The sequence below is a fragment of the Agrobacterium sp. MA01 genome (genome assembly GCF_009650195.1).
In the GTDB taxonomy this organism is placed as follows: Bacteria; Pseudomonadota; Alphaproteobacteria; order Rhizobiales; family Rhizobiaceae; genus Allorhizobium.
Genome location: NZ_CP045854.1, coordinates 1,563,518 through 1,587,490 on the forward strand (window position 1 = coordinate 1,563,518; position 23,973 = coordinate 1,587,490).

The 23,973-nt window shown below is 63.1% G+C and carries 20 protein-coding genes and 2 pseudogenes; 18 read left to right on the forward strand and 4 right to left on the reverse strand.

The features are described 5' to 3' along the window. The first annotated feature begins 23 nt into the window (after positions 1-23). The 12 genes and pseudogenes from GH983_RS07650 to GH983_RS07705 all read left to right on the forward strand — a co-directional run bounded on the left by GH983_RS07650 (position 24) and on the right by GH983_RS07705 (position 13,551). Positions 24-3,071 carry an SPOR domain-containing protein gene (locus tag GH983_RS07650; RefSeq protein ID WP_153762070.1) on the forward strand — a complete coding sequence of 1,016 codons (3,048 nt, stop codon included), beginning with the start codon at positions 24-26 and terminating at the stop codon, positions 3,069-3,071. Between the two features lie 126 nt (positions 3,072-3,197). Next, positions 3,198-4,226 (forward strand): beta-N-acetylhexosaminidase, encoded by a 1,029-nt coding sequence (gene nagZ / locus GH983_RS07655; RefSeq protein ID WP_194842797.1) that lies wholly within the window; start codon positions 3,198-3,200, stop codon positions 4,224-4,226. Next, positions 4,226-5,095, forward strand: coding sequence for a ScpA family protein (locus GH983_RS07660; RefSeq protein ID WP_371418445.1), 870 nt, complete (start codon positions 4,226-4,228; stop codon positions 5,093-5,095). The genes nagZ and GH983_RS07660 overlap by 1 nt, the downstream gene beginning before the upstream one ends. Before the next feature lie 12 nt (positions 5,096-5,107). Beyond that, entirely contained in the window at positions 5,108-5,833 is a 726-nt protein-coding gene (gene scpB / locus GH983_RS07665) for an SMC-Scp complex subunit ScpB (RefSeq protein WP_371418477.1), read from the forward strand. Between the two features lie 89 nt (positions 5,834-5,922). Continuing rightward, positions 5,923-7,050 (forward strand): ABC transporter ATP-binding protein, encoded by a 1,128-nt coding sequence (locus GH983_RS07670; protein WP_054150146.1) that lies wholly within the window; start codon positions 5,923-5,925, stop codon positions 7,048-7,050. Between the two features lie 12 nt (positions 7,051-7,062). Further along, entirely contained in the window at positions 7,063-7,284 is a 222-nt protein-coding gene (locus GH983_RS07675; RefSeq protein WP_054150147.1) for a twin-arginine translocase TatA/TatE family subunit, read from the forward strand. A 114-nt stretch (positions 7,285-7,398) separates the two neighbouring features. Continuing rightward, positions 7,399-8,013 (forward strand): annotated as a pseudogene (tatB, locus tag GH983_RS07680) (Sec-independent protein translocase protein TatB); the annotation flags it as partial. Positions 8,014-8,195: 182 nt separating this feature from the next. Further along, entirely contained in the window at positions 8,196-9,005 is an 810-nt protein-coding gene (tatC, locus tag GH983_RS07685) for a twin-arginine translocase subunit TatC (protein ID WP_054150148.1), read from the forward strand. Between the two features lie 104 nt (positions 9,006-9,109). After that, positions 9,110-10,393, forward strand: coding sequence for a serine--tRNA ligase (gene serS / locus GH983_RS07690; protein WP_153762072.1), 1,284 nt, complete (start codon positions 9,110-9,112; stop codon positions 10,391-10,393). Between the two features lie 22 nt (positions 10,394-10,415). Further along, positions 10,416-11,186: a 5'/3'-nucleotidase SurE gene (surE, locus tag GH983_RS07695; RefSeq protein WP_153762073.1), complete on the forward strand. Its 771-nt coding sequence runs from the start codon at positions 10,416-10,418 to the stop codon at positions 11,184-11,186. After that, on the forward strand, positions 11,183-11,836 hold the full coding sequence (locus GH983_RS07700; RefSeq protein WP_054150151.1) for a protein-L-isoaspartate(D-aspartate) O-methyltransferase: 654 nt from the start codon (positions 11,183-11,185) through the stop codon (positions 11,834-11,836). The genes surE and GH983_RS07700 overlap by 4 nt, the downstream gene beginning before the upstream one ends. Before the next feature lie 179 nt (positions 11,837-12,015). After that, on the forward strand, positions 12,016-13,551 hold the full coding sequence (locus GH983_RS07705) for a peptidoglycan DD-metalloendopeptidase family protein (protein WP_153762074.1): 1,536 nt from the start codon (positions 12,016-12,018) through the stop codon (positions 13,549-13,551). A 74-nt stretch (positions 13,552-13,625) separates the two neighbouring features. Here GH983_RS07705 and GH983_RS07710 read toward each other — a convergent pair whose 3' ends face one another. Next, the gene (locus GH983_RS07710) at positions 13,626-14,498 is read right to left on the reverse strand and encodes an ATP-binding protein (protein WP_153762075.1); all 873 of its coding nucleotides are present in this window, start codon (positions 14,496-14,498) and stop codon (positions 13,626-13,628) included. A 205-nt stretch (positions 14,499-14,703) separates the two neighbouring features. Between GH983_RS07710 and yajC the strand changes: the two genes are divergently transcribed. From yajC to GH983_RS07735, 5 genes are all read left to right on the forward strand, one after another. After that, complete coding sequence (yajC, locus tag GH983_RS07715) at positions 14,704-15,051, forward strand: preprotein translocase subunit YajC (RefSeq protein ID WP_054150154.1); 348 nt, start codon at positions 14,704-14,706, stop codon at positions 15,049-15,051. 62 nt (positions 15,052-15,113) lie between these two features. Continuing rightward, on the forward strand, positions 15,114-17,666 hold the full coding sequence (secDF, locus tag GH983_RS07720; RefSeq protein WP_054150155.1) for a protein translocase subunit SecDF: 2,553 nt from the start codon (positions 15,114-15,116) through the stop codon (positions 17,664-17,666). A gap of 4 nt (positions 17,667-17,670) precedes the next feature. Next, positions 17,671-18,069: an Mth938-like domain-containing protein gene (locus tag GH983_RS07725; RefSeq protein WP_153762076.1), complete on the forward strand. Its 399-nt coding sequence runs from the start codon at positions 17,671-17,673 to the stop codon at positions 18,067-18,069. A 23-nt stretch (positions 18,070-18,092) separates the two neighbouring features. Further along, positions 18,093-18,947 (forward strand): phytoene/squalene synthase family protein, encoded by an 855-nt coding sequence (locus tag GH983_RS07730; RefSeq protein ID WP_194842798.1) that lies wholly within the window; start codon positions 18,093-18,095, stop codon positions 18,945-18,947. A gap of 99 nt (positions 18,948-19,046) precedes the next feature. Next, positions 19,047-19,496 (forward strand): hypothetical protein, encoded by a 450-nt coding sequence (locus GH983_RS07735; RefSeq protein ID WP_153762078.1) that lies wholly within the window; start codon positions 19,047-19,049, stop codon positions 19,494-19,496. A gap of 15 nt (positions 19,497-19,511) precedes the next feature. Here the strand turns inward: GH983_RS07735 and trmFO are convergent, their stop codons facing one another. The 3 genes from trmFO to tyrS all read right to left on the reverse strand — a co-directional run bounded on the left by trmFO (position 19,512) and on the right by tyrS (position 22,722). Then, a complete protein-coding gene (gene trmFO / locus GH983_RS07740; protein ID WP_153762079.1) occupies positions 19,512-20,921 on the reverse strand; it encodes a methylenetetrahydrofolate--tRNA-(uracil(54)-C(5))-methyltransferase (FADH(2)-oxidizing) TrmFO in 1,410 nt (469 codons plus the stop codon). Between the two features lie 142 nt (positions 20,922-21,063). Then, positions 21,064-21,207 (reverse strand): DUF1127 domain-containing protein, encoded by a 144-nt coding sequence (locus tag GH983_RS07745; RefSeq protein WP_006728564.1) that lies wholly within the window; start codon positions 21,205-21,207, stop codon positions 21,064-21,066. 258 nt (positions 21,208-21,465) lie between these two features. Further along, the gene (gene tyrS / locus GH983_RS07750) at positions 21,466-22,722 is read right to left on the reverse strand and encodes a tyrosine--tRNA ligase (protein ID WP_153762080.1); all 1,257 of its coding nucleotides are present in this window, start codon (positions 22,720-22,722) and stop codon (positions 21,466-21,468) included. A gap of 138 nt (positions 22,723-22,860) precedes the next feature. Here tyrS and GH983_RS07755 point away from each other — a divergent pair. Continuing rightward, positions 22,861-23,967: pseudogene (locus GH983_RS07755) on the forward strand (anhydro-N-acetylmuramic acid kinase); the annotation flags it as partial. Between the last annotated feature and the right edge of the window lie 6 nt (positions 23,968-23,973).

Sequence of the window (23,973 nt, forward strand, 5' to 3'; positions counted from 1 at the left end):
CGCGTGAGTGAGTGGAACAGGTAATGGTACAGAAGCAGGCTGCAAACAGCATTCGATCGCAGGGCGACGGTTTCGCGGATGATGATCCGTTGGCGGAACTCGCCCGCATCGTTGGGTTCGATCAGCCGCTGAAGCGTGAGCCGGTTGTCTCGCTTCCGCAGGCGCCCGACATGCGCTCGGCCGAATTCAATCTCGAAGACGAATTGATGCGCGAGTTCGAGGGCTATGAGGCCTCGCCCGCGCCGCCGTCCTATGCGCCGCCGCTGTCTGTGCCCGAGCCGGTCGTCGCGCGTCCGGCCATCGTCGAGAGCGTTCCTGTGGCTCAGTACCGCGAAGAGCCGCGTTTCGAGTCGGAGCCGATCGTTTCCTATTCTGCGCCGCAGGCGGCCTATGCGCCCGAACCGGTCGAATATCCTGAGCCAGTCTCAGCTTATGATGACGCCTTTGTATCGGATATGGATCTGTACGTGGCCGATGCCCAGGAGCCGGGTCGTGTCGATCACGCGCCTGTCGCGGAGCAGGTCGAGCCGGAAGTGACGTTTGATCTTGCCGACGAACTTGAATTCGCTGTCGCCGATGCTGATCTGCGCCCGGTCGCGCCGCAGCAGCCGGCTCAGGTCGAGCCGCCGCGTCTGCGGCTGCCGCTCGCCAATTTTTCCGCCCAGCCGGCCCGTCGCCCGGAGCCGCAGCTTGCTGTCGAGCCGCCGCGCGATATTCCGGCACTCGATCTGCAGGGTTACGATGCCCCGAGCGGTCCGTCGATTTCGGTCGCGAAGGAGCCGATGGCGCTTGATTTCGGCAAGGCAAGCTTTGACTGGGCTGCGGGTCCGGTAGAGCCAATTCCGACAAGCACTCCCGCTCCGCAGCGGATCGAGCCTGTTGTTGCTCCTGCCGTTTCGGCTGATTTCGAAGGCTTCGCCGTGCAGGCGGAGCCGCGTGCCACCTCGACGGTTACTGCACCTGCGCCCATTCCGGCAGTGCCTGTGGCGGACCGCGACGACGTCGATTTCAGCTTCGATTTTCTCGATGAACTGGCGATCGACGAGGATGTTGTCGTTCAGCCCCAGGCCGCAGAGCCGGTCGTTCAGCGCGCGGCCCCTGTGATTGCCGACGAGGAATTCGATCCTTTCCATGACCAGGAATTCGATCTGCAGCTTGACGATATCGAGCTCGATCTTTCCGAGCTCGACGTCGCACCTCAGAAATCTGTGCCGCAGCCTGCACCGGCCGTCAGCGCTGCTGCGTTCGCGGCTGCCACTGCCCCTGCTGTCGCACCGGCCCGCGTCGAGCCTGCTGTCACGGCACCGTCCTACGGCGCCAGCACCTCGGCACCTGCCTATGTTGCCGCGCCGACCGTATCGGCCTCCGCCTTTGCAGCGGCCGTCGCTCGCCCGGCTTTTGAAAGCCAAGTGGCTACGCCCGCCATGCCAAGCGCGCCCGCGCGCCCTGCAACGCCGGTCGACGACAGCTTTGCCTTCGATCCGTCCGAGATCTCCGAGCAGGACGATTTGCTGGAAACCCTGAGCGGCATGGACGTGCCGGACGTTCCGGTGGCTGATGCACGCCCTGCACAGGCGCCCCAGCCAGATTACGACATCGACATCGATGCGGAATTGGCAACCTTGTTCGAGCAGCCCGTGGTGCCGGCAGCACGCCAGCCGAACCCGACCGCAGTGAGCCGTGTTGCTGCAGAGGTTGCACCGGCCGCAGCAACGGGCGCCCGAGCACCTGGCGCACCGCTGGATGACTTCGACGCCTTCGAGAAGGCATTGGAGGAAGATTTCCGCAGCTCGATGACCTCCTCGGGGGCTCTGGAGCCTGAAAGTCGTGGCCACATCACCATTTCAGGTGAGGGGCAGGGCTTCCGTTTCCGTCACATCAAGCCGTATTTGATGGCTGGCACGGCCGTGATCGTGCTGCTCGCTGGTGCAGGCGGCCTCTATGCCTGGCTCGGCAGCGGAGCAGTTGGCACGCTGAGCAGCGGCGAGCCGCAGGTGATCGCTGCTGACAAGTCTCCGGTCAAGATTGTCCCCGAGGACCCGGGCGGCAAGTCCGTCCCGAACCAGGACAAGGCAGTTTATGATCGCGTGGCCGGCAATGGGGTCGAGGATCCCACGCAGCCCAGCCTGATTTCCTCGCAAGAGCAGCCGATCGATGTTGTCCAGCGTACCCTGATTCCGGAAACGCTGCCGATGGATGGTGGAAGCGAAGCCCTGGCGACGCCTGTTGGCGAAACCGAGGATCCGCGCCTGCTCCCCGATGGCCAGCTGCCGCAGGCCGCCGCCGAAGACCCGGCGACGATCACGCCGCGCAAGGTGCGCACGATGATCGTTCGCCCCGACGGCACGCTAGTCGCTCAGGAAGTCCCAGCCGAGCCGACACCGGCTCCGGTCGAGACGGCGTCTGCGCCTTCGTCGCAATCGACAGCCGACGCTCCGGTGCTTGCACCGCCGAGCGTCCCGAACACCAATGCCGCCGATACTGTGAGGACCGTCGATACCCGCGTCGTGACCCCGGGTGGTACGACCGACGCGTCGGCGACTGCCCCTGCCGCCACGACGACCGCTGCAGCTGAGCTGGCTGCCGCAACGCCTGTGACGGCAGAGACGGTAGCGGCTCCCGCAGATACAACCGCATCGCGTGCGCCGGTCCCGACGACCCGCCCGGCCGACCAGCCGGTCAACGTCGTCGGCACCGTAACGGATCAGGGCAATCTTCGTCCGTCTGCTCCTGCTGCCACGGCACCGGCGCAGCCAGCAGCCCCGGCTGAGGTTGCTGCCGCATCACCGGCCGCGGCAACGCCTGCTCCTGCCACTGCAGCACCGGCGGGCAGCTTCGGCGTTCAGATCGCGTCCCTGCCGTCCGAGGCCGACGCCCAGAAGAGCTATCGCAACCTGTCCACCAAGTTTGCTGGCGTATTGGGTGGCAAGCCCTGGGAAATCCGTCAGGCGGACATTCCCGGCAAGGGCACCTTCTACCGCGTGCGGGTCGTCGCGGGCTCCAAGGATGACGCCGTGGCGCTCTGTGAGCAGTATCGCGCCGCCGGTGGAAGCTGCCTCGTCTCTCGCTGAGGTCGGACCCAATTTTCAAATCTTCGAGAGGCGGAACCGCGTGTTCCGCCTCTTTTTTTGTGTATGAGGGCTTGGCGCTCACTGCCGGGCCCTTCGCTTTCTTCTCCCTCTCGATATGGTCTTGCCATGACAACACAGTCCCGCCCCGCCAAAGCCATGATCCTCGGTTGCCTCGGCCAGCGCTTGAGCCCTGACGAGAAGGCTTTCTATCGTGATGAACAGCCCTGGGGTTTCATCCTCTTCGGGCGCAACATCGGCGAGGCGGAGCAGGTCAAGGATCTGGTCGCCGAAATGCGCGAGACGGTCGGTGGCGGCGCCGAAGTTCCGGTCCTGATCGACCAGGAAGGCGGGCGCGTGCAGCGCATCCGCGAGCCGATCGCACCGCGTTATCCCTCCGGCGCCGATCTCGGTGCGCTCTATGACCGGAACGCTGAGAAGGGGCTGCGCGCCGCATGGCTGATGTCGCGCCTGCACGCCTTCGATCTCTATCGCCTCGGCATCAATGTCGACTGCCTTCCGGTCCTCGATGTGCCGATCGTCGGTGCCTCCAACGTCATCGGCGACAGGGCCTATTCCAACGATCCGCATGTCGTTGCCAAGATGGGGCAGGCGGCAGCCGATGGCCTGAAGGCCGGCGGCGTGCTGCCGGTCATGAAGCACATCCCTGGCCATGGTCGGGGTATGGCCGACAGCCACCACGAATTGCCTGTTGTGACCGTGCCGCGGGCTGAACTCGAAGCCCATGATTTCGTGCCCTTCAAGGCGCTGGCCCACGAGTTGATGGGCATGAGCTGCCATGTCGTGTATACCGACATCGACCGCGATCATCCCGCCTCGACCTCCCAGATTGTGACCGAGGAAATCGTGCGCAAGGCGATCGGCTTCGAGGGGCTGCTGATGTCCGACGATATCTCGATGAATGCACTGAAGGGCACGATCGGCGAGCGGGCGGTGCGTGTCGCTGCGGCCCTTGACGTTGTCCTGCATTGCCATGGCCATATGGACGAGATGAAAGCCGTTGCAGCAGCCGTGTCGGAGCTCTCCCGCAAGACACGGGAGCGGGCGGATGCCGTCGAGGCGGCATTTGGTGTTCCGGAAGCTGCCGACGAGCAGGCCCTTCGCGACGAATTCGCCAACCTGATGGCGGTGGCCTGATGGTGCGTGGCCCCGTCCAGCCGACGGTTTTGAACCGGACTTCCAACGGGGAGACACCGGCACCGACGCCGATGGACAGCCTCTGGCAGGATACGGCCGAGGAGAGGGCCGCAAGCGACCCCGCGCTGCTGATCGATGTCGCCGGCTTCGAAGGGCCGCTGGATCTGCTGCTCTTCCTCGCCCGAAACCAGAAGGTCGATCTCGCCCGCATCTCGGTGCTGGCATTGGCGGAGCAATATCTTCTTTTCATTGAAAGTGCGCGGCGCATTCGCATCGAGCTTGCCGCCGATTATCTCGTGATGGCCGCCTGGCTCGCCTATCTGAAGTCGCGTCTTCTGATCCCGCAGCAGCCGAAGGACGATGGTCCCTCGGGCGAGGAAATGGCCCAGACGCTTGCCTTCCGCCTGAAGCGGCTGGAGGCGATGCGCGAGGCCGCAAGCCGCCTCATCAACCGCAATCGTCTCGGTCGTGACGTCCACCCGCGCGGGGCGCCGGAGCATGTCCCCTCGCGCGCGGTAAGTGCCTATGAGGCATCGCTCTACGACTTGCTGACCGCCTACGCCTCACTGCGTCAACGCCAGGCAATCACGCAGGTGACCATCGAGAAGCGGCGCGTCTGGTCACTCTCGGACGCGCGCGGCATTTTCACCCGCATGATCGGCGAGATCTCCGATTGGACGGCGCTCGACCATTTCCTGCTGCGCTACTTGCCGAGCCCGGAGGAACGGGTGACCGCGATCGCCAGTGCCTTCGCAGCCTCGCTTGAGCTGGTGCGCGAGGGCCGCCTCGAACTCCGCCAGGACGGTGCCTTTCAACCGATCTACATGCGCAGCGGCCCGAGGGCCGAGGCGCTCAAGGCGGTGGAGTAAGCCGTGGCCGATGTGGACGATCTCGAGCCGGAGGAGGGCATGGAACCAGAGGAGGGCGGTCATTCCGCATCCCTGCGCGCCGAGCTCGATCGCCGCGAGGCGCTGAGGATCGCCGAAGCCCTCGTCTTCGCCTCGGCCCAGCCCGTCTCGACAAGCTTTATCGAGGAGCGTCTGCCGCGCGGTATCTCAGCGCCCGAAATCCTCCACCAGCTGAAGCAGGACTATGCTGCGCGCGGGGTGAACCTCGTGCAGGTCGACGACCACTGGGCCTTTCGCACAGCCGCAGACCTGTCCTTTGCCATCCGCAACGACGAGGCCGAGGTCAAGAAGCTCTCGCGTGCCGCCCTCGAAGTGCTTGCGATCATTGCCTATCACCAGCCGGTAACGCGCGCCGAAATCGAGGACATCAGAGGCGTCCAGACCTCCAAGGGCACGCTCGATGTGCTGATGGAGGCGGGCTGGGTGCGGTTTCGCGGTCGCCGTCGTTCGCCCGGCCGTCCTGTCACGCTCGGCACGACCCGCGATTTCCTCGATCATTTCGGATTGGAAGAGCTGCGTGATTTGCCCGGTCTCGAAGAATTGAAGGGGGCAGGGCTGCTGTCTGGCCGCATCCCCGCCAACTTCAACATACCGCTTCCCATGGCCCACGACGATCTGACCGACGAGGAAGATCCGATTACCCAGCTCGACCTTGAGGAACTCGGCCTCTTGACTCCGGGCGGTGAAGCAGAGGAATAGGGTCAGCTTTTTCAACGGTGACCGGTGATGCCGGGTCGTGCGGCTCCAAAAATCCGCAACGATCCGGGATGAGCCGCGCGGACGGCAGAATGAACCCAGCGAAGATCCAGCATGGAGACGGCCAGCGCACGGCGGGCGTAACCTTTGCCGCGCGCCTGACCTTCGAGGACATTCAGCATCGCTATCACGGCAAGGAGACGATCCGTGGCGTGTCGCTGACCGCCGAACCGGGCGAAGTGCTTTGCCTGCTGGGTCCCTCCGGATCGGGTAAGACGACACTGCTCAGGATCGCTGCCGGTATCGAGGCGCAGGCCGCAGGCCGGGTTCTGATCAACGACCGCGAAGTGGCCGGTCCCCAAACCTTTCTGCCGCCGGAGAAGCGTGGCATCGGGCTGATGTTTCAGGATTTTGCCCTATTCCCGCACATGAGCGTTCTCGACAATGCCCGCTTTGGCCTCACTGCACTGCCACGCAAAGAGGCTGTGGCCGAAGCCATGGTTGCGCTGGAGCGCGTCGGCCTCGCGCATTATGCCGAGAAGTTTCCGCACGCCCTGTCGGGCGGCGAGCAGCAGCGCGTGGCACTGGCGAGAGCGCTCGCACCCCGGCCGAGCGTGCTCTTGATGGACGAGCCCTTTTCCGGCCTCGATTCGCGCCTGAAAGACACCGTGCGGGCCGACACGCTCGCAATTCTTCGTGAGACCCGCGCGACTGCCGTCGTCGTCACCCATGACGCTGAGGAAGCCATGCGCATGGCCGACAGGATTGCATTGCTGAAGAATGGTCGGCTCGTGCAAGTTGGGACCTCGGACGATCTCTATCGCCGGCCCAACGACATTTTCGCGGCTGCCTTCTTCTCGGAGATCAACGAATTCTCCGGGAGAGTGCGTGGCGGTCGCGTCGAGACGCCCTTGGGGGCCGCCGATTCCGGAGACATTGCCGAAGGCGCCGAGGTTGAGGTCGCCGTGCGGCTCTCCGGACTGTCGGTTCACGACAGCGGTGGTCCCATTCCGGCCCGCATCATTGCGCGGCGCTTCCTTGGCGTCGTCGAGCTGCTCGATCTTGCCGTTCCCGGCACAGAGCGGCCGGTTCGAGCGCGGATTCGGGCCGACATGTTGTCAGCGGGTGCGCGCGACGTGACGATTGCGGTTGAGCCCAAGGACATTTTGGTGTTTGAAAAGACACCGCAAAGCCCCTACATCGGGGAAACGAAAATCTAAGGAGTGGCAGGCATGGGTTCGTTTAGCATTTGGCACTGGATCATCGTTCTGGCGATCGTCCTGCTTCTCTTCGGTCGCGGCAAGATCCCGGAACTGATGGGTGACGTTGCCAAGGGCATCAAGAGCTTCAAGAAGGGCATCAGCGAAGAGGACGAGAGCGAGAAGCAGACCGCCTCCAACGCACAGCCTACCGTGACGAAGACGGTCGACCACAAGGCCGACGAGGTAAAGTGATCGGCCGAAGCCGATCGGACGGGCGGCTCCTTGAGCTGCCCGTTCTTCGTTGAAATCTTGGAAGACCGGCGCCCGTCTTGAGGCGCCATGGCGTGGCATCAGGAGCCCGTTTGCATGCTGGATATAGGCTGGACCGAGCTTTTGGTGATTGCGGTCATCCTGATCGTCGTGGTGGGTCCGAAGGACCTTCCGCCGATGATCCGGGCCTTTGGCAAGATGACCAAGCGCCTGCGTCAGACTGCAGGCGAATTCCGCGCCCAGTTCGACGAGGCCCTGCGCGAGGCAGAGCTCGATGACCTGAAGAATTCGGTCAACGACATCCGGTCGCTCAATCCGGCAAACACGATCCGCGAGACGCTCAATCCGCTGCGGCAGATGGGGCAGGAGATCAAGTCCGACCTGGAGCGGTCCACGCGTCTTGATCCAAAATCCGCGCCTTTGGACAACGGCTACGAGGACAATTCGATCCTGCCCGAAATGCCGCTCGGCCTTGGCGAACCGCCCGAGGAGCTGAAGCCCGTGGTCCAGCAGCCTGTTGCGCCGGCAGCAGTCGCCCAGCCCGCGTCGCCAGCACCCGCCGCAACAGCAGCACCTGCGCCGGCAGCAGCCGCTGCGGCGCCTGCGGTTGCTGCCACGGCTCCGGCGACCTCCGCACCGGCAGCTACGCCCGTGGTTGCAAAGAAGACGGCAGCCCGCAAGCCGGCCGCCAAGGCGCCAGCTGCTGTAAAAGCGCCTGCCAAGTCGACCAAGACGGTGCCCGTCGCTGTCGAAGCGAACCCGGCCGCCAAAACCGCGAAGCCGAAGCCGGCGACTGTTGGGGCTGCTTCTGCCAAGGCAAAGGCCGCGCCCGCTCCCGAACCTACGGCCAAGCCGGCGCCCAAGGCACGCAAGAGCAAGAGTGAGGACCGCGCATGAGCGGCGATATGGACGACAAGCCCCAGCCGTTGATTGAGCATCTGATCGAGTTGCGTTCGCGCCTGATGTGGGCGCTCGGCGCCTTCTTCGTCGCTTTCCTCGTCTGCTTCTACTTCGCCAAGCAGCTCTTCAACCTGCTGGTCGTCCCCTATAAGTGGGCAGTGGACTGGGCCGGGCTCGACGTAACGAAGACCGAACTCATCTATACGGCGCCGCAGGAATTCTTCTTCACCCAGGTGAAGGTTGCCGCCTTCTGCGCCATGGTCATTGCCTTTCCGGTCATAGCCTCGCAGGTCTACAAGTTCGTGGCACCGGGCCTCTATAAGAACGAGCGCGCTGCCTTCCTGCCGTTCCTGGTCGCGTCTCCGATCCTCTTCCTGCTCGGCGCCTCGCTCGTCTATTTCGTCTTCACGCCTATGGTGATGTGGTTCTTCCTGGCCATGCAGCAGGCGCCTGAAGAGGGCGGCGTTGCGATCTCGCTTCTGCCGCGCGTCTCGGAATATCTAGGTCTGATCATGACCCTGATCTTCTCCTTCGGCCTCGTCTTCCAGTTGCCGGTCGTCACCAGTCTTCTGGTGCGGGTCGGCATCCTCGAGAGCCAGTGGCTTGCCGACAAGCGCAAGTATTTCATCGTCGTTGCCTTCGTCATCGCAGCCATCGTGACGCCGCCGGATCCGCTGTCCCAGATCGGTCTTGCACTGCCGACAATCCTTCTCTACGAGGTTGCGATCTATGCGGCGCGACTCATCGAAAAGAAGCGCGCTGCCACGGAACTCGCCGAGGCTGGCTCTAAAGAGCAGGCCTGAGGCAGACCGGGCGGTCCCGCCGCATTCAACCCATGCCGACATGGGGCCGGACGTGGCCGCCGGCCAGCTCCGATCCCGGTCGAAAACCAAGACCTGGAACGACGATGCTCGATATCAAGTGGATCCGTGAAAACCCCGAGGCCCTCGACGCCGCACTCGCCAAGCGCGGTGCCGAGCCGCTGTCTGCCTCGCTGATCGCGCTCGACCAGAAGCGCCGGTCTGTCGCCCAGGCGATGCAGGACATGCAGTCGCGCCGCAACTCGGCCTCCAAGGAAATCGGCGCCGCCATGGCGCAGAGGGACATGGAGCTCGCCGAGAAGCTGAAGGCGGAAGTCGCTTCGCTCAAGGACACGCTGCCGGCAGCCGAAGAGGAAGAACGCCAGCTTACCGCTGAGCTCAACGACGCCCTGTCGCGCATCCCGAACATTCCCCATGATGACGTGCCCGTTGGCAAGGACGAGCACGACAACGTCGTCGCTCGCGTTGTCGGTGAAAAGCCGACATGGAACCACAAGCCGCTCGAGCACTACGAGATTGGCGAGAACCTCGGCTACATGGATTTCGAGCGCGCCGCGAAACTCTCGGGCGCCCGCTTCACGGTCCTGACGAGCCAGCTCGCTCGGCTTGAGCGCGCCCTCGGCCAGTTTATGCTCGATCTGCACACGAGCGAACACGGCTATACCGAAGTGTCATCGCCGCTGATGGTGCGCGACGACGCCATGTATGGCACCGGCCAGCTGCCGAAATTCGCGGAAGACCTGTTCAAGACGACCGACGGTCGCTGGCTGATCCCGACGGCGGAGGTCACCCTGACCAACCTCGTCTCGGGCGAAATCCTCGACCAGGAAAAGCTGCCGCTGCGCTTCACGGCACTGACACCGTCCTTCCGTTCGGAGGCTGGCTCTGCCGGTCGCGACACACGCGGCATGCTGCGTCAGCACCAGTTCTGGAAATGCGAACTCGTTTCGATCACCGATGCCGAAAGCTCGATGGCCGAACATGAGCGCATGACGGCCTGCGCAGAAGAGGTCCTGAAGCGTCTTGGCCTGCACTTCCGCACCATGACGCTTTGCACCGGCGACATGGGCTTCGGCGCCCGCAAGACCTATGACCTTGAGGTCTGGCTGCCGGGCCAGAACACCTATCGCGAAATCTCCTCCTGCTCGGTCTGTGGCGATTTCCAGGGCCGACGCATGAATGCGCGTTACCGCAACAAGGACGGCAAGGGCACGACCTTCGTGCACACGCTGAACGGTTCTGGCACGGCCGTCGGCCGCTGCCTGATCGCCGTCATGGAAAACTACCTGAACGAGGACGGTTCGATCACTGTGCCTGACGTTCTGCTGCCCTACATGGGCGGCATCAAGAAAATCGAGAAGGCGGCCTGATCACGCCGCAACCGGAGTGACCATGCGCATCCTGCTGACGAATGACGACGGTATTAACGCTCCGGGCCTTGCCTCCCTGGAGCGCATCGCCCGCAGCCTATCCGACGATGTCTGGATCGTCGCGCCAGAGACCGACCAGAGCGGGCTTGCCCATTCGCTGACGCTCTCGGAACCCTTGCGTCTGCGCGAGCTCGACGACAAGAAGTTTGCCCTGCGTGGCACGCCGACCGATTGCGTCATCATGGCGATCCGCAAGGTGCTCGACCGCAAGCCTGATCTCGTCCTGTCCGGCGTCAATGCCGGCGCAAACATGGCCGACGACGTGACCTATTCGGGAACGGTTGCCGGTGCGATCGAAGGGACGGTGCACGGTGTCAGGTCTTTCGCGCTGAGCCAGGCCTATAGCTACGAGGCGGGTGCGCCGATCCCGTGGCATGTTGCAGAAGCCCTGGCGCCGGATCTTCTGAAGAAGCTTTCGACGATCGATTTGCCACCCGGCACATTTCTCAATGTCAACTTCCCGAATTGTGAACCGGAAGAGGTGCAGGGCATTGATGTCACGTCGCAGGGCAAGCTGGACTTCGGCCTCTCGGTGGAAGAGCGTCAGGATGGGCGCGGCCTTCCTTATTTCTGGCTGCGATTCGGCGACCGCAAGGGCAACTTCCGCGCCGGAACCGACATTCATGCGCTGCGCGAGAAGAAGATTTCCGTGACGCCGCTGAAGCTCGACATGACCGACTATGCAGTGCAGGACATGGTTGCGGCAGCGCTCGCCGATGGGGATGCAGTGTGAGATCTGCTCTGGTCGAGCGCGAGGGCTTTGCGGCTCTGGTCCTGCGGCTCAGGGCCGAAGGCATCACCGATCTCGACCTGCTGACGGCCGTCGAGCAGACGCATCGCTCGAGCTTCGTTCCGCCCGAATACGCCCAGAGCGCCTATTCCAGCCGCTCGATCCCGATCGAATGCGGGCAGTTCATGGAGGGCGCGGATCTCGCCGTTCGACTGCTTTCCATGCTGCAGGTGAAGCCAGGACATCGGGTGCTTGAGATCGGCACTGGCAGTGGCTTCGCGACCGCCGTTCTCGGGCGGCTCGCCGAGCGGGTGATCTCGATCGAACGATACAAGACCCTGATTGCGAGCGCCCAGGGTCGATTGGAGCGGCTTGCGCTTCGTAACGTTATCCTGCGCCAGGTCGACGGCTCGAACGGGCTGCCGGGCGAGGGGACCTTCGACCGTATCGTGTCCACGGCGGCCTATCCCGTCATGCCCCGATTCTTTGCCGAACAACTCGTGTCCGGCGGCATGCTGCTTGCACCGATCATGCTGGACGAGGAGCGCTGCGTCATGGTCCGTCTGACCAAGACCGGGAGCCGCTTCGAACGGGAGGATCTGTTCGAGGTGCCCTTCCTGCCCCTGCAGCCGAAGATTGCCCAGCACCTCTGAATTCATATTTTTCGAACTTTCCAGATCCCTTTGAGCGCAGGCGCAAGAGCGCCCGCCTTTGCATAATTTATATGCGCTTCGCCGAATTCGTTCATAACGAATCCACGGGGTTAACTGACCGGTAATACTAACGCGCTTTAATGAACCCACATCAAGTTGTGTCATATGTGGGTCGAGTCATGCGTAAAAGTGTATCGCCGAAAGCTGGATTGTCTGTCGCTCGTTTGTGCGGCGCGCTCCTCCTGGCCGGTACGGCGGCCGGGTGTAGTTCAGACGCCTCGCGCTTCAGCTCGGTCTTCTCCACCGACAGTCTGACCACAGCCTCCATCCCACGTCAGTCAGCGCTGCGCAATCAGCCGCCGGTCCCCGCCGAGAACATCGGTGGCGGCGGCATGTACGGCCAGTCTCAGGCCATGGCACAGCCGATGCCGGCAAGCCCGGCTTACGAGGCACCGGCATCTGCCCGGGCGGCAAGCACGCCGGCCTCCGTGCAGCGCGCCGAACTCGCCGCGCCATCAGGTTCTGGCAATAATTCCGAGCGTGCTGCAGCGCTTGCGCAGCCCTTCCCATCTGCGCCTCGGCCGCAAGCCGGTCAGGTGGCTGCAGTCAACCCAGGTCAGGTTCTGGCCGAGCCGACATCGACCGGTTCGACACCCCGTCAGGGCGGTTGGTCGACGGCCGGTGCTGCCCGCGTGACCTTGCGGCCCGGCGAGACCATCGCGACGCTCTCCGATCGCTATGGCGTTCCGCAGAAGGAACTCCTCAAGGCCAATGGTCTGACCCATGTCAGCGATGCGGCCCCCGGCCAGCTCGTGATCATCCCGACCTTCGGCGGTCCCAATGCTGCCCGCGCTGCGGCCGATGCTTCCGGCCTGCCGACCGATGGCCGCAAGCCTGTGCTGCCGGGCGACCAGCAGCAGAACGTCGCCGTCCTGCCGAATGCCCCGAATTCCCGCGAGAAGCAGCAGGTCTCGGCATCGGCCGCCACCGGCAAGTCGGATGCGGGCGCCGGTGCTGGTGCCAGCTCCTACATCGTGAAGCCCGGCGATTCCCTGGCGCGCATCGCCAAGGCCAACGGCGTTTCGGTCGATGACCTGAAGAAGGCAAACAATCTGGCCAGCGGCAACATCCGCATCGGACAGCCGCTCGTCGTCCCGGCAAAGAGGGTCGCGGCACCCGCAGTTGCCCAGGCTCCGGCTGCAGCGGCCGCCGATCCGGTCAAGACGGCCTCCGTGCCGGCTGCCGGTCAGCCCGCTCAATACCAGGCCCCGGCCGCCAACAAGTCGGTGACGGAAGTCGCCGCTGCCAAGCCGGAAACGGCCGCACCCGAATTGACCGGCATAGGCAAGTATCGCTGGCCGGCCCGCGGTGCCGTGATCGCCAATTTTGGCGCCAATATCGATGGCAAGCGCAGCGACGGTATCGCGATCTCCGTGCCGCAGGGCACGCCGATCAAGGCCGCCGAGAACGGCGTGGTCATCTATGCCGGCAACGGCCTCAAGGAACTCGGCAACACGGTTCTCGTCCGTCACGACGATGGCAAGGTCACCGTCTACGGCCATGCCGACAGCCTGTCGGTTCAGCGTGGCCAGAAGGTCCAGCGCGGCCAGACCATCGCTACATCCGGCATGACCGGCAACGTCAAGCGTCCGATGCTGCACTTCGAAGTCCGCAAGGATGCAGCACCGGTCAACCCGATCACTTACCTGGAATAGTGTATTGCGTACAGGTCAGTGAAAAGGCCCGGAGCTCGCGCTCCGGGCCTTTCTGATTCTGCGGGTGGAGAGATTCAGCGGCGGTCGGTGGAGATCCGCAGGCGTCCGGCAAGATCCTGGATGTATTGCCAGGCAACGCGCCCTGAGCGGCCGCCGCGCGTGGTTGCCCATTCCAGCGCTTCGTGATGCAACTGCTCGCGGGGCAGCGGCAGCGCGAAATGCGCTGCATAGCCGTCGATCATCGTCAGATAGTCGTCCTGGCTGCATTTGTGGAAGCCGAGCCAGAGGCCGAACCGGTCCGAGAGCGATACCTTCTCCTCTACGGCTTCTGACGGGTTGATCGCCGTCGACTGCTCGTTTTCCATCATGTGGCGCGGCAAAAGATGGCGCCGGTTAGAGGTGGCGTAGAACAGCACATTGTCCGGCCGGCCCTCGACGCCGCCGTCCAGCGCTGCCTTCAGAGATTTGTAAGCGGTGTCGTCGTGATCGAATGACAGGTCGTCGCAGAAGACGACGATCCGGTGCGGCGCATCCTTGATAATCTCGAGCAGCCCCGGCAGCGTCGAGATATCCTCCCGATGCACTTCGACGAGCTTCAGCGCGATGCCGTTGGTCTTGATGATGTCGGCATGGACGGCCTTGACCAGTGACGACTTGCCCATGCCGCGCGCACCCCAGAGCAGCACGTTGTTCGCAGGATAACCTTCGGCGAAGCGCAATGTGTTTTCGTGCAGGATGTCGCGCACATGGTCGACACCGCGGATCAGGCCCAGTTCCACCCGGTTCGGTCGCTTGACGGGTTGCAGGTGAAGCCGTGCCGGAGACCAGACGAAACAGTCTGCGGCCTCCCAGTCGTTGACGGCGGGCGCCGGCCCTGCCAGCCGTTCCACGGCCTCGGTGAGACGCTTCACTTCCGCCAGAAGTGCGCTCACGGTCTGATCATCCATCGTCCTGCTCCTCGTCGTCCGGTCCGGCTGTGCAAGCCTGAGCTTGGGCGGTATCACGCAGAATTGCGGGCATAAAGGGTAAGGGGCCTGAAAATGGTACGCCCCGGCGCTGTTTCTGTTGCATTCATGGGCTCTCTCACTATATTCCGGCGACCTGACGAGGGGGCCGGGCGGCTCCCCAATACGCTTCAATAGGGAGTCTTTCATGTTTATCACCGAGGCCTTTGCCCAGGACGCAGTTGCTGCCCCGAGCGCGATGGGATCCGGACTGGAAATGCTGCTGCTCTTCGCACCGCTGATGGTGGTCTGGTATTTCTTCCTGATCCGTCCGCAGCGCCAGCAGATGAAGAAGCGTGAAGAGACGCTGTCTGCCATCCGTCGTGGCGATCAGGTCATCATGGGTGGCGGCATCGTCGCCAAGGTTACCAAGGTGATCGACGACAAGGAACTCGAACTCGAAATCGCCGACGGCGTGAAGGTTCGTGCAATGCGCCAGTATGTGGCGGAAGTCCGCGTCAAGGGCGAACCGGTCAAGACCGAAACCGCCGCCTGATCCCGCTGGGCCGGCCTTGCGCCGGCCTTTGCCATTTTCCGATGCCCTGATTCGAGAGTTCCATGCTTTACATTTCCCGCTGGAAGACATTGTTCATCTGGTTGACCGTTGCGCTCGGCGTCCTTGTCGCCCTGCCCAATGCCTTCACGGACGAGGAACTGGAAGCATTCCCCTCCTGGTTCCCCACGAGCAAGGTGACGCTCGGCCTCGACCTGCAGGGCGGCTCGCACATCATGCTGAGGCTCGAGCGCCAGGATATCGTCAAGGAACGCCTTGAGACGATCGTCGGCGACGTCCGGACCCAGCTTCGCGAAGCCGGCATCCGCTATACGGGCCTTTCCGGCGTCGGCCAGCAGATCCAGGTTCGCATTACCGATGCGGACAAGGTGCCGGAAGCAATCGAAGCGCTGCGCTCGCTGACCGATCCCGTCAGCATCGGCGGTCTGACCGGCGGTTCTGTGACGGAGGTTGCTCTCGAGCAGGCCGAGGGCGGCGTGCTGCGCCTGACGCTGACCGACGCGGGCATCGACTACCGCGTATCCTCTGCCCTGACGCAGTCGATGGAAGTCGTTCGCCGCCGTGTCGACGAATTGGGGACGACCGAACCGCTCATCCAGCGCCAGGGGGATGACCGCATCATCGTCCAGGTCCCGGGCCTGACTGATCCGCAGCGCCTGAAAGCGCTTCTGAACCAGACGGCCAAACTGTCCTTCCACATGGTCGACACGACGATGCCGGTCACGGAAGCGATGAACACGCGTCCGCCGGCACAGTCGGAGATCCTTTATTCGGCCGATGACCCGGCCGTTCCCTATCTCATCGAGCGTCGGGCGCTGATTTCGGGTGAAAACCTCGTTGATGCCCAGGCAGCCTTTGACCAGCGCACCAATGAGCCGGTCGTCAGCTTCCGCTTCGACAGCCGCGGTGCCCAGCGTTTTGCCCAGGCAACGCAGGAAAATGTCGGCAATCCCTTCGCCATCGTCCTCGACCAGCAGGTCATTTCCGCGCCTGTCATTCGCGAGCCCATCCTCGGCGGTTCCGGGCAGATCTCCGGCAATTTCTCGGTCGAAGGGGCAAACGATCTTGCGGTTCTGCTGCGTGCCGGTGCTTTGCCGGCGACGCTGACGGTCGTCGAGGAACGCACCGTAGGCCCCGGTCTCGGCCAGGATTCCATCAATGCCGGCGTGACCGCCAGCATCATTGGCGGCATTGCGGTCGTTCTCTTCATGCTCGCCTTCTATGGCACCTTCGGCGTGATGGCGAACATCGCGCTAGCGGCGAACATTGCTCTGATCCTTGCGGCCCTGTCGATGATCGGGTCTACGCTGACCTTGCCTGGCATCGCCGGTATCGTGCTCACCATGGGTATGGCCGTCGACTCGAACGTTCTGATCTATGAGCGCATTCGAGAGGAAGCCCGCAACGGCCGACCCTTGGTGCAGGCGATCGAGGTCGGCTTCAAGAAGGCTTTTGCGACGATCATCGACGCGAACCTGACGACGTTGATCGCGGCCGTCGTTCTCTTCTTCCTCGGGTCCGGCCCAGTGCGCGGCTTCGCCGTCACCCTGTCGATCGGTATCGTGACGACCGTCTTTACCGCCTTCACCCTGACCTTCTGGTTGATGGCCTTCTGGTACCGCTGGAAGCGCCCGAAGCACATTCCGAAAAGCGTACGCACTGGTTTCTTCGACAACCGCAACATTCGCTTCATGGCGGCCCGCAAGTTCAATTTCGGACTGGCCATGCTCATCTCGGTTGCCTCCCTGGTCGGGTTTGCGACCGTCGGCATGAACCTCGGGATCGACTTCAAGGGTGGCTCCATCATCGAGGTGCAGGCACGTGACGGAACCGCCGATCTCTCCGATATCCGCGACCGTCTGAGCCAGCTGAACCTCGGCGAAGTGCAGGCGCAGGGCTTCGGCGACGATGCCAGCGCGCTGATCCGCCTGCAGGCGCAGGATGGCGGCGAGAATGCCGAACAGTCGGCTCTGAGCAAGGTTCGTGGCGAACTGGAAGCGGAATACGACTTCCGCCGTGTCGAGGTGGTCGGACCATCGGTCTCGAGCGACCTGACCTATTCGGCGACGATCGGCGTTGCGGCAGCTCTGTTCGGCATCCTGATCTACATCTGGTTCCGTTTCGAGTGGCAGTTCGCGCTGGGCGCAATCATCGCGACCCTGCACGACGTTGTCTTCACGCTCGGCCTGTTCGTCCTGACTGGCATTGAATTCAACCTGACAAGTATCGCGGCGATCCTGACGATCATCGGTTACTCGCTGAACGATACGGTCGTCGTTTATGACCGCATGCGAGAAAACCTCAGGCGATACAAGAAGATGCCGCTTGAGGTGTTGATCGACGAATCGATCAACCAGACGCTCTCGCGTACGGTTCTGACCGCCGGCAGTACGGTGCTCGCCCTTGGCGCGCTTTATCTGTTCGGCGGGGAAGTCATTGCCTCCTTCACCTTCGCCATGCTGGCAGGCGTTCTGATCGGAACCTTCTCGTCGATCTACATCGCTGGCCCGGTTCTGATCGCCTTCAAGCTGCGTCCGGAAAACTTCCAGCGGGACGAGACCGAGGGCGAGCAGGTTCCGGCCAAGGCCGGGGCCTGATCCGATGGTTTTTGGCTTCGGAGACAAGGGCGTCACCATCCGTGACGCCCATTTCCCCGGGCGGCCCGGTATCGACAGTTACGGCAATGGTGGCTTCCGCTTTGCCGACATGTCGCATCGTGGATCGCTTCTCCTGCTTCCCTCTGGTGTCTATGGCTGGGAGCAGGCTGAGGAGGAGCCGATCACGCAAGCCTCGCTCGCGCGCGTGTTTGCCGAAACCGGCATCGAATTTCTGCTCTTGGGTACCGGCCGGCAGTTGCGCCTTGTCGACCCCGATTTGCGGGTCGCATTGAAGGCGAGGGGCATTGCGACCGATCCCATGGGAACCGGTGCTGCAATCCGCACGTATAACATCATGCTGGCCGAGCAGCGTCCGGTCGCGGCCGCGTTGATCGCAGTCTGAACCCGTCCCTCGAAAGGTGCATTGTGAGCGAGACCCCGTCGGCCAATGAGGCTCTTTGCCTGCGGGCCTTGCAAGAGTCGGATCGCGACCGCTATCTCGCGAGCCTTCTGATGCCGGCCGATCGGCGTGCTGCCATCGTCGCGCTCTATGCCTACAACGCCGAGCTTGCCCGCGTGCGCGACCTCGTCCGTGAACCCTTGCCGGGCGAGGTGCGACTGCAATACTGGCGCGACCTGCTCGAGGGCTCGGCGCATGGCGAGACCGCTGCAAACCCCGTTGCAGCCGAGCTTCTTCGCGCCGTACAGACCTGGCGGCTGCCTGTGGCGCCACTCGTCGCCATGGCCGACGCGCGCATCTTCGACCTTTACGACGATCCGATGGAAACGACCGCGATGTTCGAAGGCTATGCCGGCGAGACGGCGGCGGCGCTCATCCAGCTTTCATCTCTGGTCCTTGATGCAGAGGCTGCCGAAGCGGTATCCGAGATCGCAGGGCATGCAGGTGTGGCGCTTGCAGTTGCTGGTGCTATCCTGCTGATGCCGATCCATCGGGCCCGAGGGCAGGTGTACCTGCCGACACAGATCCTTGCCTCCGTCGGACTGGACCGGGACGCATTTCTGGCCCGGGGCAACGACGAGCGGGTGACTGCCGCCATCCAGGCCTTTGCCGGTTTCGGTCTCGATCACCTGCGCAAGGCGCGTGCGGCCGGGGCGATACCGAAGAGCCTGCTTGCCGCCTTCCTGCCTGCGACGCTTGCAGAACCGGTGCTCAAGCGGGCGATGAAGATCGGCCGTGCGTCTCTCTCGACCGATATTCGCCCGCCGCAATGGCGACGGCAGATGGCGATGATGCGCCTGCTGCTGACGGGTCGGCTCTGAGATAGCGGCCACGTCCCGGATACACCACGTTCACGCAAGGCTCGCCTGTTAGCTGCCATTGCGATAGTATGTGTGTGCGGAAGGAGGCGAGATCAAATCATGGTGACCTGGGGTATCGTCTTTGCGCTCGTCATGGGGGTGGCCTATTTCTCTACGCGTAGTATGCGCCAGGAGGATGAGGGATTTCAGGACGCTGGCCTCGCTATTCTCGAATTCGGCCGCGCCTTTCCGCAGGAGGCAATCCGCAGCCTGCACGCCACGGTCGACGGCAAGGCCGTCTTCGTCCGTCTGCATGACAACAAGGCAGGCTTCATGCGCAGCATGCGCAACCATTTCGCCTGCCATCTGATCGAGCCCGGCACTGTGCGTGTCGGCCCCTTGCCGAACGGCAAGGGGATCGCCGTCGAGTTTCTCGACGCATCCTTCCACAATGGCGAGTTCACCTTTGCCAACCCGGCAATCGCGGCAGAGGTTTCCCTCTGGTTGCTCGGAAACTACCTCGGCCACGCCGACCGAGAGGCGGACCCCGCCTCAGGCACGACGGGCTGACGCCGGACACTCCCGTCAGGCGGCGCCGAGCCAGGTCTTGCAGTGTTCGAGGGCGCGTGCGGCGATCAGTTGACGCTTCATGATCGTCTTGTCCTTGCCGCGGAAGCGCTTGACGCCCTCCGGCTTGACGATCGAACCGGGCTCGAGTTCGGGGAACAATCCGAAATTGATGTTCATCGGCTGGAACGAGCGCTTACCCGGCTCCTCGTCGGAAACGATATGGCCGCCCGTGATGTGGTTGAGCAGTGAGCCAAGCGCGGTGGTCGCCGGTGGCACGCTGATCGTCTCGCCCTTGCGCTGGGCTGCTGCAAAGCGACCGGCCAGCAGGCCGATCGAGGCACTCTCGACATAGCCTTCGCAGCCGGTGATCTGGCCGGCGAAGCGCAGACCGGGGCGCGCTTTCAGCTGCAGGCTCTGGTCGAGTAGCGTCGGTGAGTGGATGTAGGTGTTGCGGTGCAACCCGCCGAGGCGTGCAAATTCCGCATTTTCCAGCCCCGGAATCATCCGGAAGATCTCGGCCTGGGCGCCGTAGCGCAGTTTCGTCTGGAAACCGACCATGTTGTAGAGCGTACCAAGCGCATTGTCCTGGCGCAGCTGTACAACGGCATAGGGCTTGACGGTCGGGTTGTGGGCATTGGTGAGGCCCATCGGCTTCATAGGCCCGTGGCGCAGCGTTTCTCGACCACGCTCGGCCATGACTTCGATCGGCAGGCAGCCGTCGAAATAGGGCGTGCCTTCCCATTCCTTGAAGCCGACGGCGTCACCGGCAATCAGTGCGTCGATGAAGGCATTGTACTGCGTCTCGTCGAGGGGGCAGTTGATATAGTCCTTGCCCGTGCCGCCAGGGCCTACCTTGTCGTAGCGCGACTGGAACCAGCAGGTGTCCATGTCGATGCTGTCGGTATGCACGATCGGCGCGATGGCATCGAAGAAGGCGAGCGCGTCCTTGCCTGTGCGTTCGCGGATGGCTTCGGCGAGCGCCGGCGAGGTGAGGGGGCCCGTCGCGATGATGGCGAGATCCCAGTCTTCCGGCGGCAGGCCCGTCACTTCCTCGCGGACGACTGATATCAGCGGATGCTGTTGGATCTCGGCCGTGACTGCTTCCGAAAAGCCATCACGGTCAACCGCGAGCGCGCCACCGGCCGGCACCTGATGCTTGTCGGCGCAGGCCATGATCAACGAGCCCGCGAGCCGCATCTCGGCATGGATGACTCCGACGGCATTCGAGGTCGCATCATCGGAGCGGAAGGAGTTGGAGCAGACCAGCTCGGCCAAGCCGTCGGTCTTGTGTGCATCGGTGCCACGCACGCCGCGCATTTCGTGCAGGATGACCGGGACGCCGGCCTGGGCCACCTGCCAGGCGGCCTCCGAGCCTGCAAGACCGCCGCCGATGATATGAATGGGAGAGAAGGAGCTGTTTGTCATGGGCGGCTCCATATCACGGCTCGCGGCGCGAGGTCCATCATGTCTGAAGCCATGCAGCGCACCGAGCGTTCACATTCGCGACGCAGGAATCAAAAACGGCACCATGCGGTGCCGTTTGACAGGCTGCTTTGCGCAGGTCCGATCAACGGAAGGAGCGCGAAGCGATGTTGCGGATTTCGTAGCGGGTGATGCCGATGTCGTTCAGGGTCTGCGAAGACAGGTTGCCCAGTTCGTTCATCGTGCGGCGGTAGCTGATCCAGTTCTTTGCAATGCGGATCGGGTTCATGGTCGTTTCCTCGTCGAATGTTCGCTGATCCTGCGGTCTTTCCCGCATCGGCGATTGACCTTCTTATACGCTCGTAAAACAATATTGTGCAGTGCAAATAATATGCGACTGCTATGCATTTGTGCATGAGGTTGCCGTGATATGCGGCAGGGCGGGTGGGCTGGCGAAAAATGCGCCATGCGTTAACAGCTGTTCACCAATGCAGAAAAGCCCGCGATTGCGGGCTTTTCAAAGGCGTTCCTGGGGCTTGGTCGTTGATCAGACCGGCTTGATCAGGATGTGCTTCTTCTTGCCGAGCGAAAGCTTGATCACGCCATCCGCCGTGACCTCTGCAGTGCCCACAGACATGCGCTCGTCGGAGACGCCGGCGTCATTGATCTTGACCGCACCGCCCTGGACATGACGACGGGCTTCGCCGTTCGAGGCGGCAAGGCCCGCCTTGACGATCAGTCCGAGCAGGCCGATCCCGGCTTCGAGTTCCGCCGAGGCGACCTCGATAGTCGGCAGCGTGTCGGCAAGCGCCCCTTCCTCGAAGGTCTTGCGGGCCGTTTCGGCAGCCTGCTCAGCGGCTTCCCGGCCATGCAGCAGCGTCGTCACTTCCGTGGCGAGAATCTTCTTGGCTTCGTTGATCTCCGAGCCACCAAGTGCCGCGAGACGCGCAATCTCGTCCATCGGCAGGATGGTGAAGAGCTTGAGGAAGCGAACGACATCGGCATCCTCGGTGTTGCGCCAGTACTGCCAGAAGTCATAGACCGGCAGCAGGTCAGCATTGAGCCACACTGCACCCGAGGCCGACTTGCCCATCTTGGCACCCGACGAGGTGGTGAGCAGCGGTGCCGTCAGTGCATAGAGCTGCGGCGTGCCCATGCGGTGGCCAAGGTCGATGCCGTTGATGATGTTGCCCCACTGGTCGGAGCCGCCCATCTGCAGCCGGCAGCCGTAGCGCTGGTTCAGCTCGACGAAGTCGTAGGCCTGGAGGATCATGTAGTTGAATTCCAGGAAGGACAGCGACTGCTCGCGGTCAAGCCGCGTCTTGACGCTGTCGAAGGAGAGCATGCGGTTGACCGAGAAATGCCGGCCGACATCGCGCAGGAATTCGAGATAGTTGAGCGGACGCAGCCATTCGGCATTGTTGATCATCAGGGCGCCGCCCTTCGGACCCTTGTCGTAGTCGAGGTAATGCGAGAAGCAGCGCTTGATCGAAGCAATGTTTTCTTCGATCGTCTCGATTGTCATCAGCTTGCGCGCCTCCTCCTTGAAGGAGGGGTCGCCGACCATGCCGGTACCGCCGCCCATCAGCGAGATCGGCTGGTGGCCGGTGGCTTGGAACCAGCGCAGCATCATGATCTGCATCAGATGGCCGACATGCAAGCTGGAAGCCGTCGGGTCATAGCCGATATAGGCCGTCACGCTTTCCTTGGCGAGCAGGTCGTCGAGCCCCGTTTCATCGGACATCTGATGAATGAAGCCGCGCTCGGAGAGGATGCGGAGGAAATCGGACTTGAACTTCGTCATGACGCTGTTGCTTTCGGTTTCTCTGGTCTTTCGGTGGCACACTTTAAAATCCGCGCGGGCTTTAGCATTGTTTTTTGAATTGTGCACCCGTCTCGGTCATGAATGTCCGGCAACACAGGCGTTCGAATCGGGTGGCATATGGCGGAAATGAAGACGGCGATCGGCCTGATGAGCGGCACGTCGATGGATGGCATCGATGTGGCGCTGGTTCGCACCGATGGCGAGGCAATCGTTGAGCGTGGCGGCTGTCTGTCCGTTCCTTACGAGCCGGCCTTCCGCGACCGGCTGAAGCAGGCGCTGGACGATGCCAGGGCGATCGGATGCCGCGACGACCGCCCGGGTGAACTCTCCCGTATGGAGAGAGACCTGACGTTACGGCATGCGGAAGCGATCGGCCTTTTCCTGCAGCAACAGAAGCTGAAGCCTGGGGATATCGACCTCATCGGCTTTCATGGTCAGACCGTCCTGCACCGACCGGATGAAGCGCTCACCGTGCAGCTCGGCGACGGGCCGCTGCTGGCAGTCGAAACCGGCATCGACGTTGTCTACGATATGCGCGCCAACGACATGGGGCATGGCGGGCAAGGTGCGCCGCTGGTGCCGGTCTATCACCAGGCGCTCGCCCATCAGATTCCGGTAGAGGACTGGCCGGTCTGCTTCGTCAATATCGGCGGCATCTCGAACCTGACCTTCCTCGACCGCGACGGCACGATCATCGGCTTTGACAGCGGACCCGGCAACACGCTGATCGATCAATGGGTCGAGGCCCATGCGGGCATACCTTACGACGACGGCGGTCGCATCGCCTCTGAAGGTTCGGTCATCATGCCGCTCGCCGAGCGCTATCTGGACAATCCCTTCTTCACCGCAAGCACGCGCCGCTCGCTGGACCGCAACGATTTTCGTCCGCCTGAAGGCCACGAGGCCGAACTGTCGGACGGCGCCCGTACGCTTGCCTTCGTCTCGGCAGCCGCGATCCTCAAATCGGCCGGCCATCTGCCCAGTTTTCCGAAGACCTATGTGATCTGCGGCGGGGGACGCCTCAATCGGATTATCATGGGCGATTTGGTTCGCCTCGCCGGCGAAAAGGGAGCAAAAGTCCTGACGGCTGAAGAGGCCGGCTTCAACGGCGACGCCATGGAAGCTGAAGCCTGGGCCTATCTTGCGGTGCGCTCGGCACGAGGGCTTCCGCTGACCTTTCCGGGAACGACCGGCGTGAAAGCGCCGGTCATTGGTGGTGTGCTGGCGCCA

Bases quoted from the DNA above. Each gene is read 5' to 3' on its own strand.
- GH983_RS07705 (WP_153762074.1), top strand. From the start codon at position 12,016: ATGCGTAAAAGTGTATCGCCGAAAGCTGGATTGTCTGTCGCTCGTTTG.
- surE (WP_153762073.1), top strand. From the start codon at position 10,416: ATGCGCATCCTGCTGACGAATGACGACGGTATTAACGCTCCGGGCCTT.
- nagZ (WP_194842797.1), top strand. From the start codon at position 3,198: ATGACAACACAGTCCCGCCCCGCCAAAGCCATGATCCTCGGTTGCCTC.
- GH983_RS07675 (WP_054150147.1), top strand. From the start codon at position 7,063: ATGGGTTCGTTTAGCATTTGGCACTGGATCATCGTTCTGGCGATCGTC.
- GH983_RS07710 (WP_153762075.1), bottom strand. From the start codon at position 14,498: ATGGATGATCAGACCGTGAGCGCACTTCTGGCGGAAGTGAAGCGTCTC.
- GH983_RS07745 (WP_006728564.1), bottom strand. From the start codon at position 21,207: ATGAACCCGATCCGCATTGCAAAGAACTGGATCAGCTACCGCCGCACG.
- GH983_RS07735 (WP_153762078.1), top strand. From the start codon at position 19,047: ATGGTGACCTGGGGTATCGTCTTTGCGCTCGTCATGGGGGTGGCCTAT.
- GH983_RS07670 (WP_054150146.1), top strand. From the start codon at position 5,923: ATGAACCCAGCGAAGATCCAGCATGGAGACGGCCAGCGCACGGCGGGC.
- trmFO (WP_153762079.1), bottom strand. From the start codon at position 20,921: ATGACAAACAGCTCCTTCTCTCCCATTCATATCATCGGCGGCGGTCTT.
- GH983_RS07660 (WP_371418445.1), top strand. From the start codon at position 4,226: ATGGTGCGTGGCCCCGTCCAGCCGACGGTTTTGAACCGGACTTCCAAC.
- GH983_RS07725 (WP_153762076.1), top strand. From the start codon at position 17,671: ATGGTTTTTGGCTTCGGAGACAAGGGCGTCACCATCCGTGACGCCCAT.
- serS (WP_153762072.1), top strand. From the start codon at position 9,110: ATGCTCGATATCAAGTGGATCCGTGAAAACCCCGAGGCCCTCGACGCC.
- yajC (WP_054150154.1), top strand. From the start codon at position 14,704: ATGTTTATCACCGAGGCCTTTGCCCAGGACGCAGTTGCTGCCCCGAGC.
- tyrS (WP_153762080.1), bottom strand. From the start codon at position 22,722: ATGACGAAGTTCAAGTCCGATTTCCTCCGCATCCTCTCCGAGCGCGGC.
- tatC (WP_054150148.1), top strand. From the start codon at position 8,196: ATGAGCGGCGATATGGACGACAAGCCCCAGCCGTTGATTGAGCATCTG.
- secDF (WP_054150155.1), top strand. From the start codon at position 15,114: ATGCTTTACATTTCCCGCTGGAAGACATTGTTCATCTGGTTGACCGTT.
- GH983_RS07650 (WP_153762070.1), top strand. From the start codon at position 24: ATGGTACAGAAGCAGGCTGCAAACAGCATTCGATCGCAGGGCGACGGT.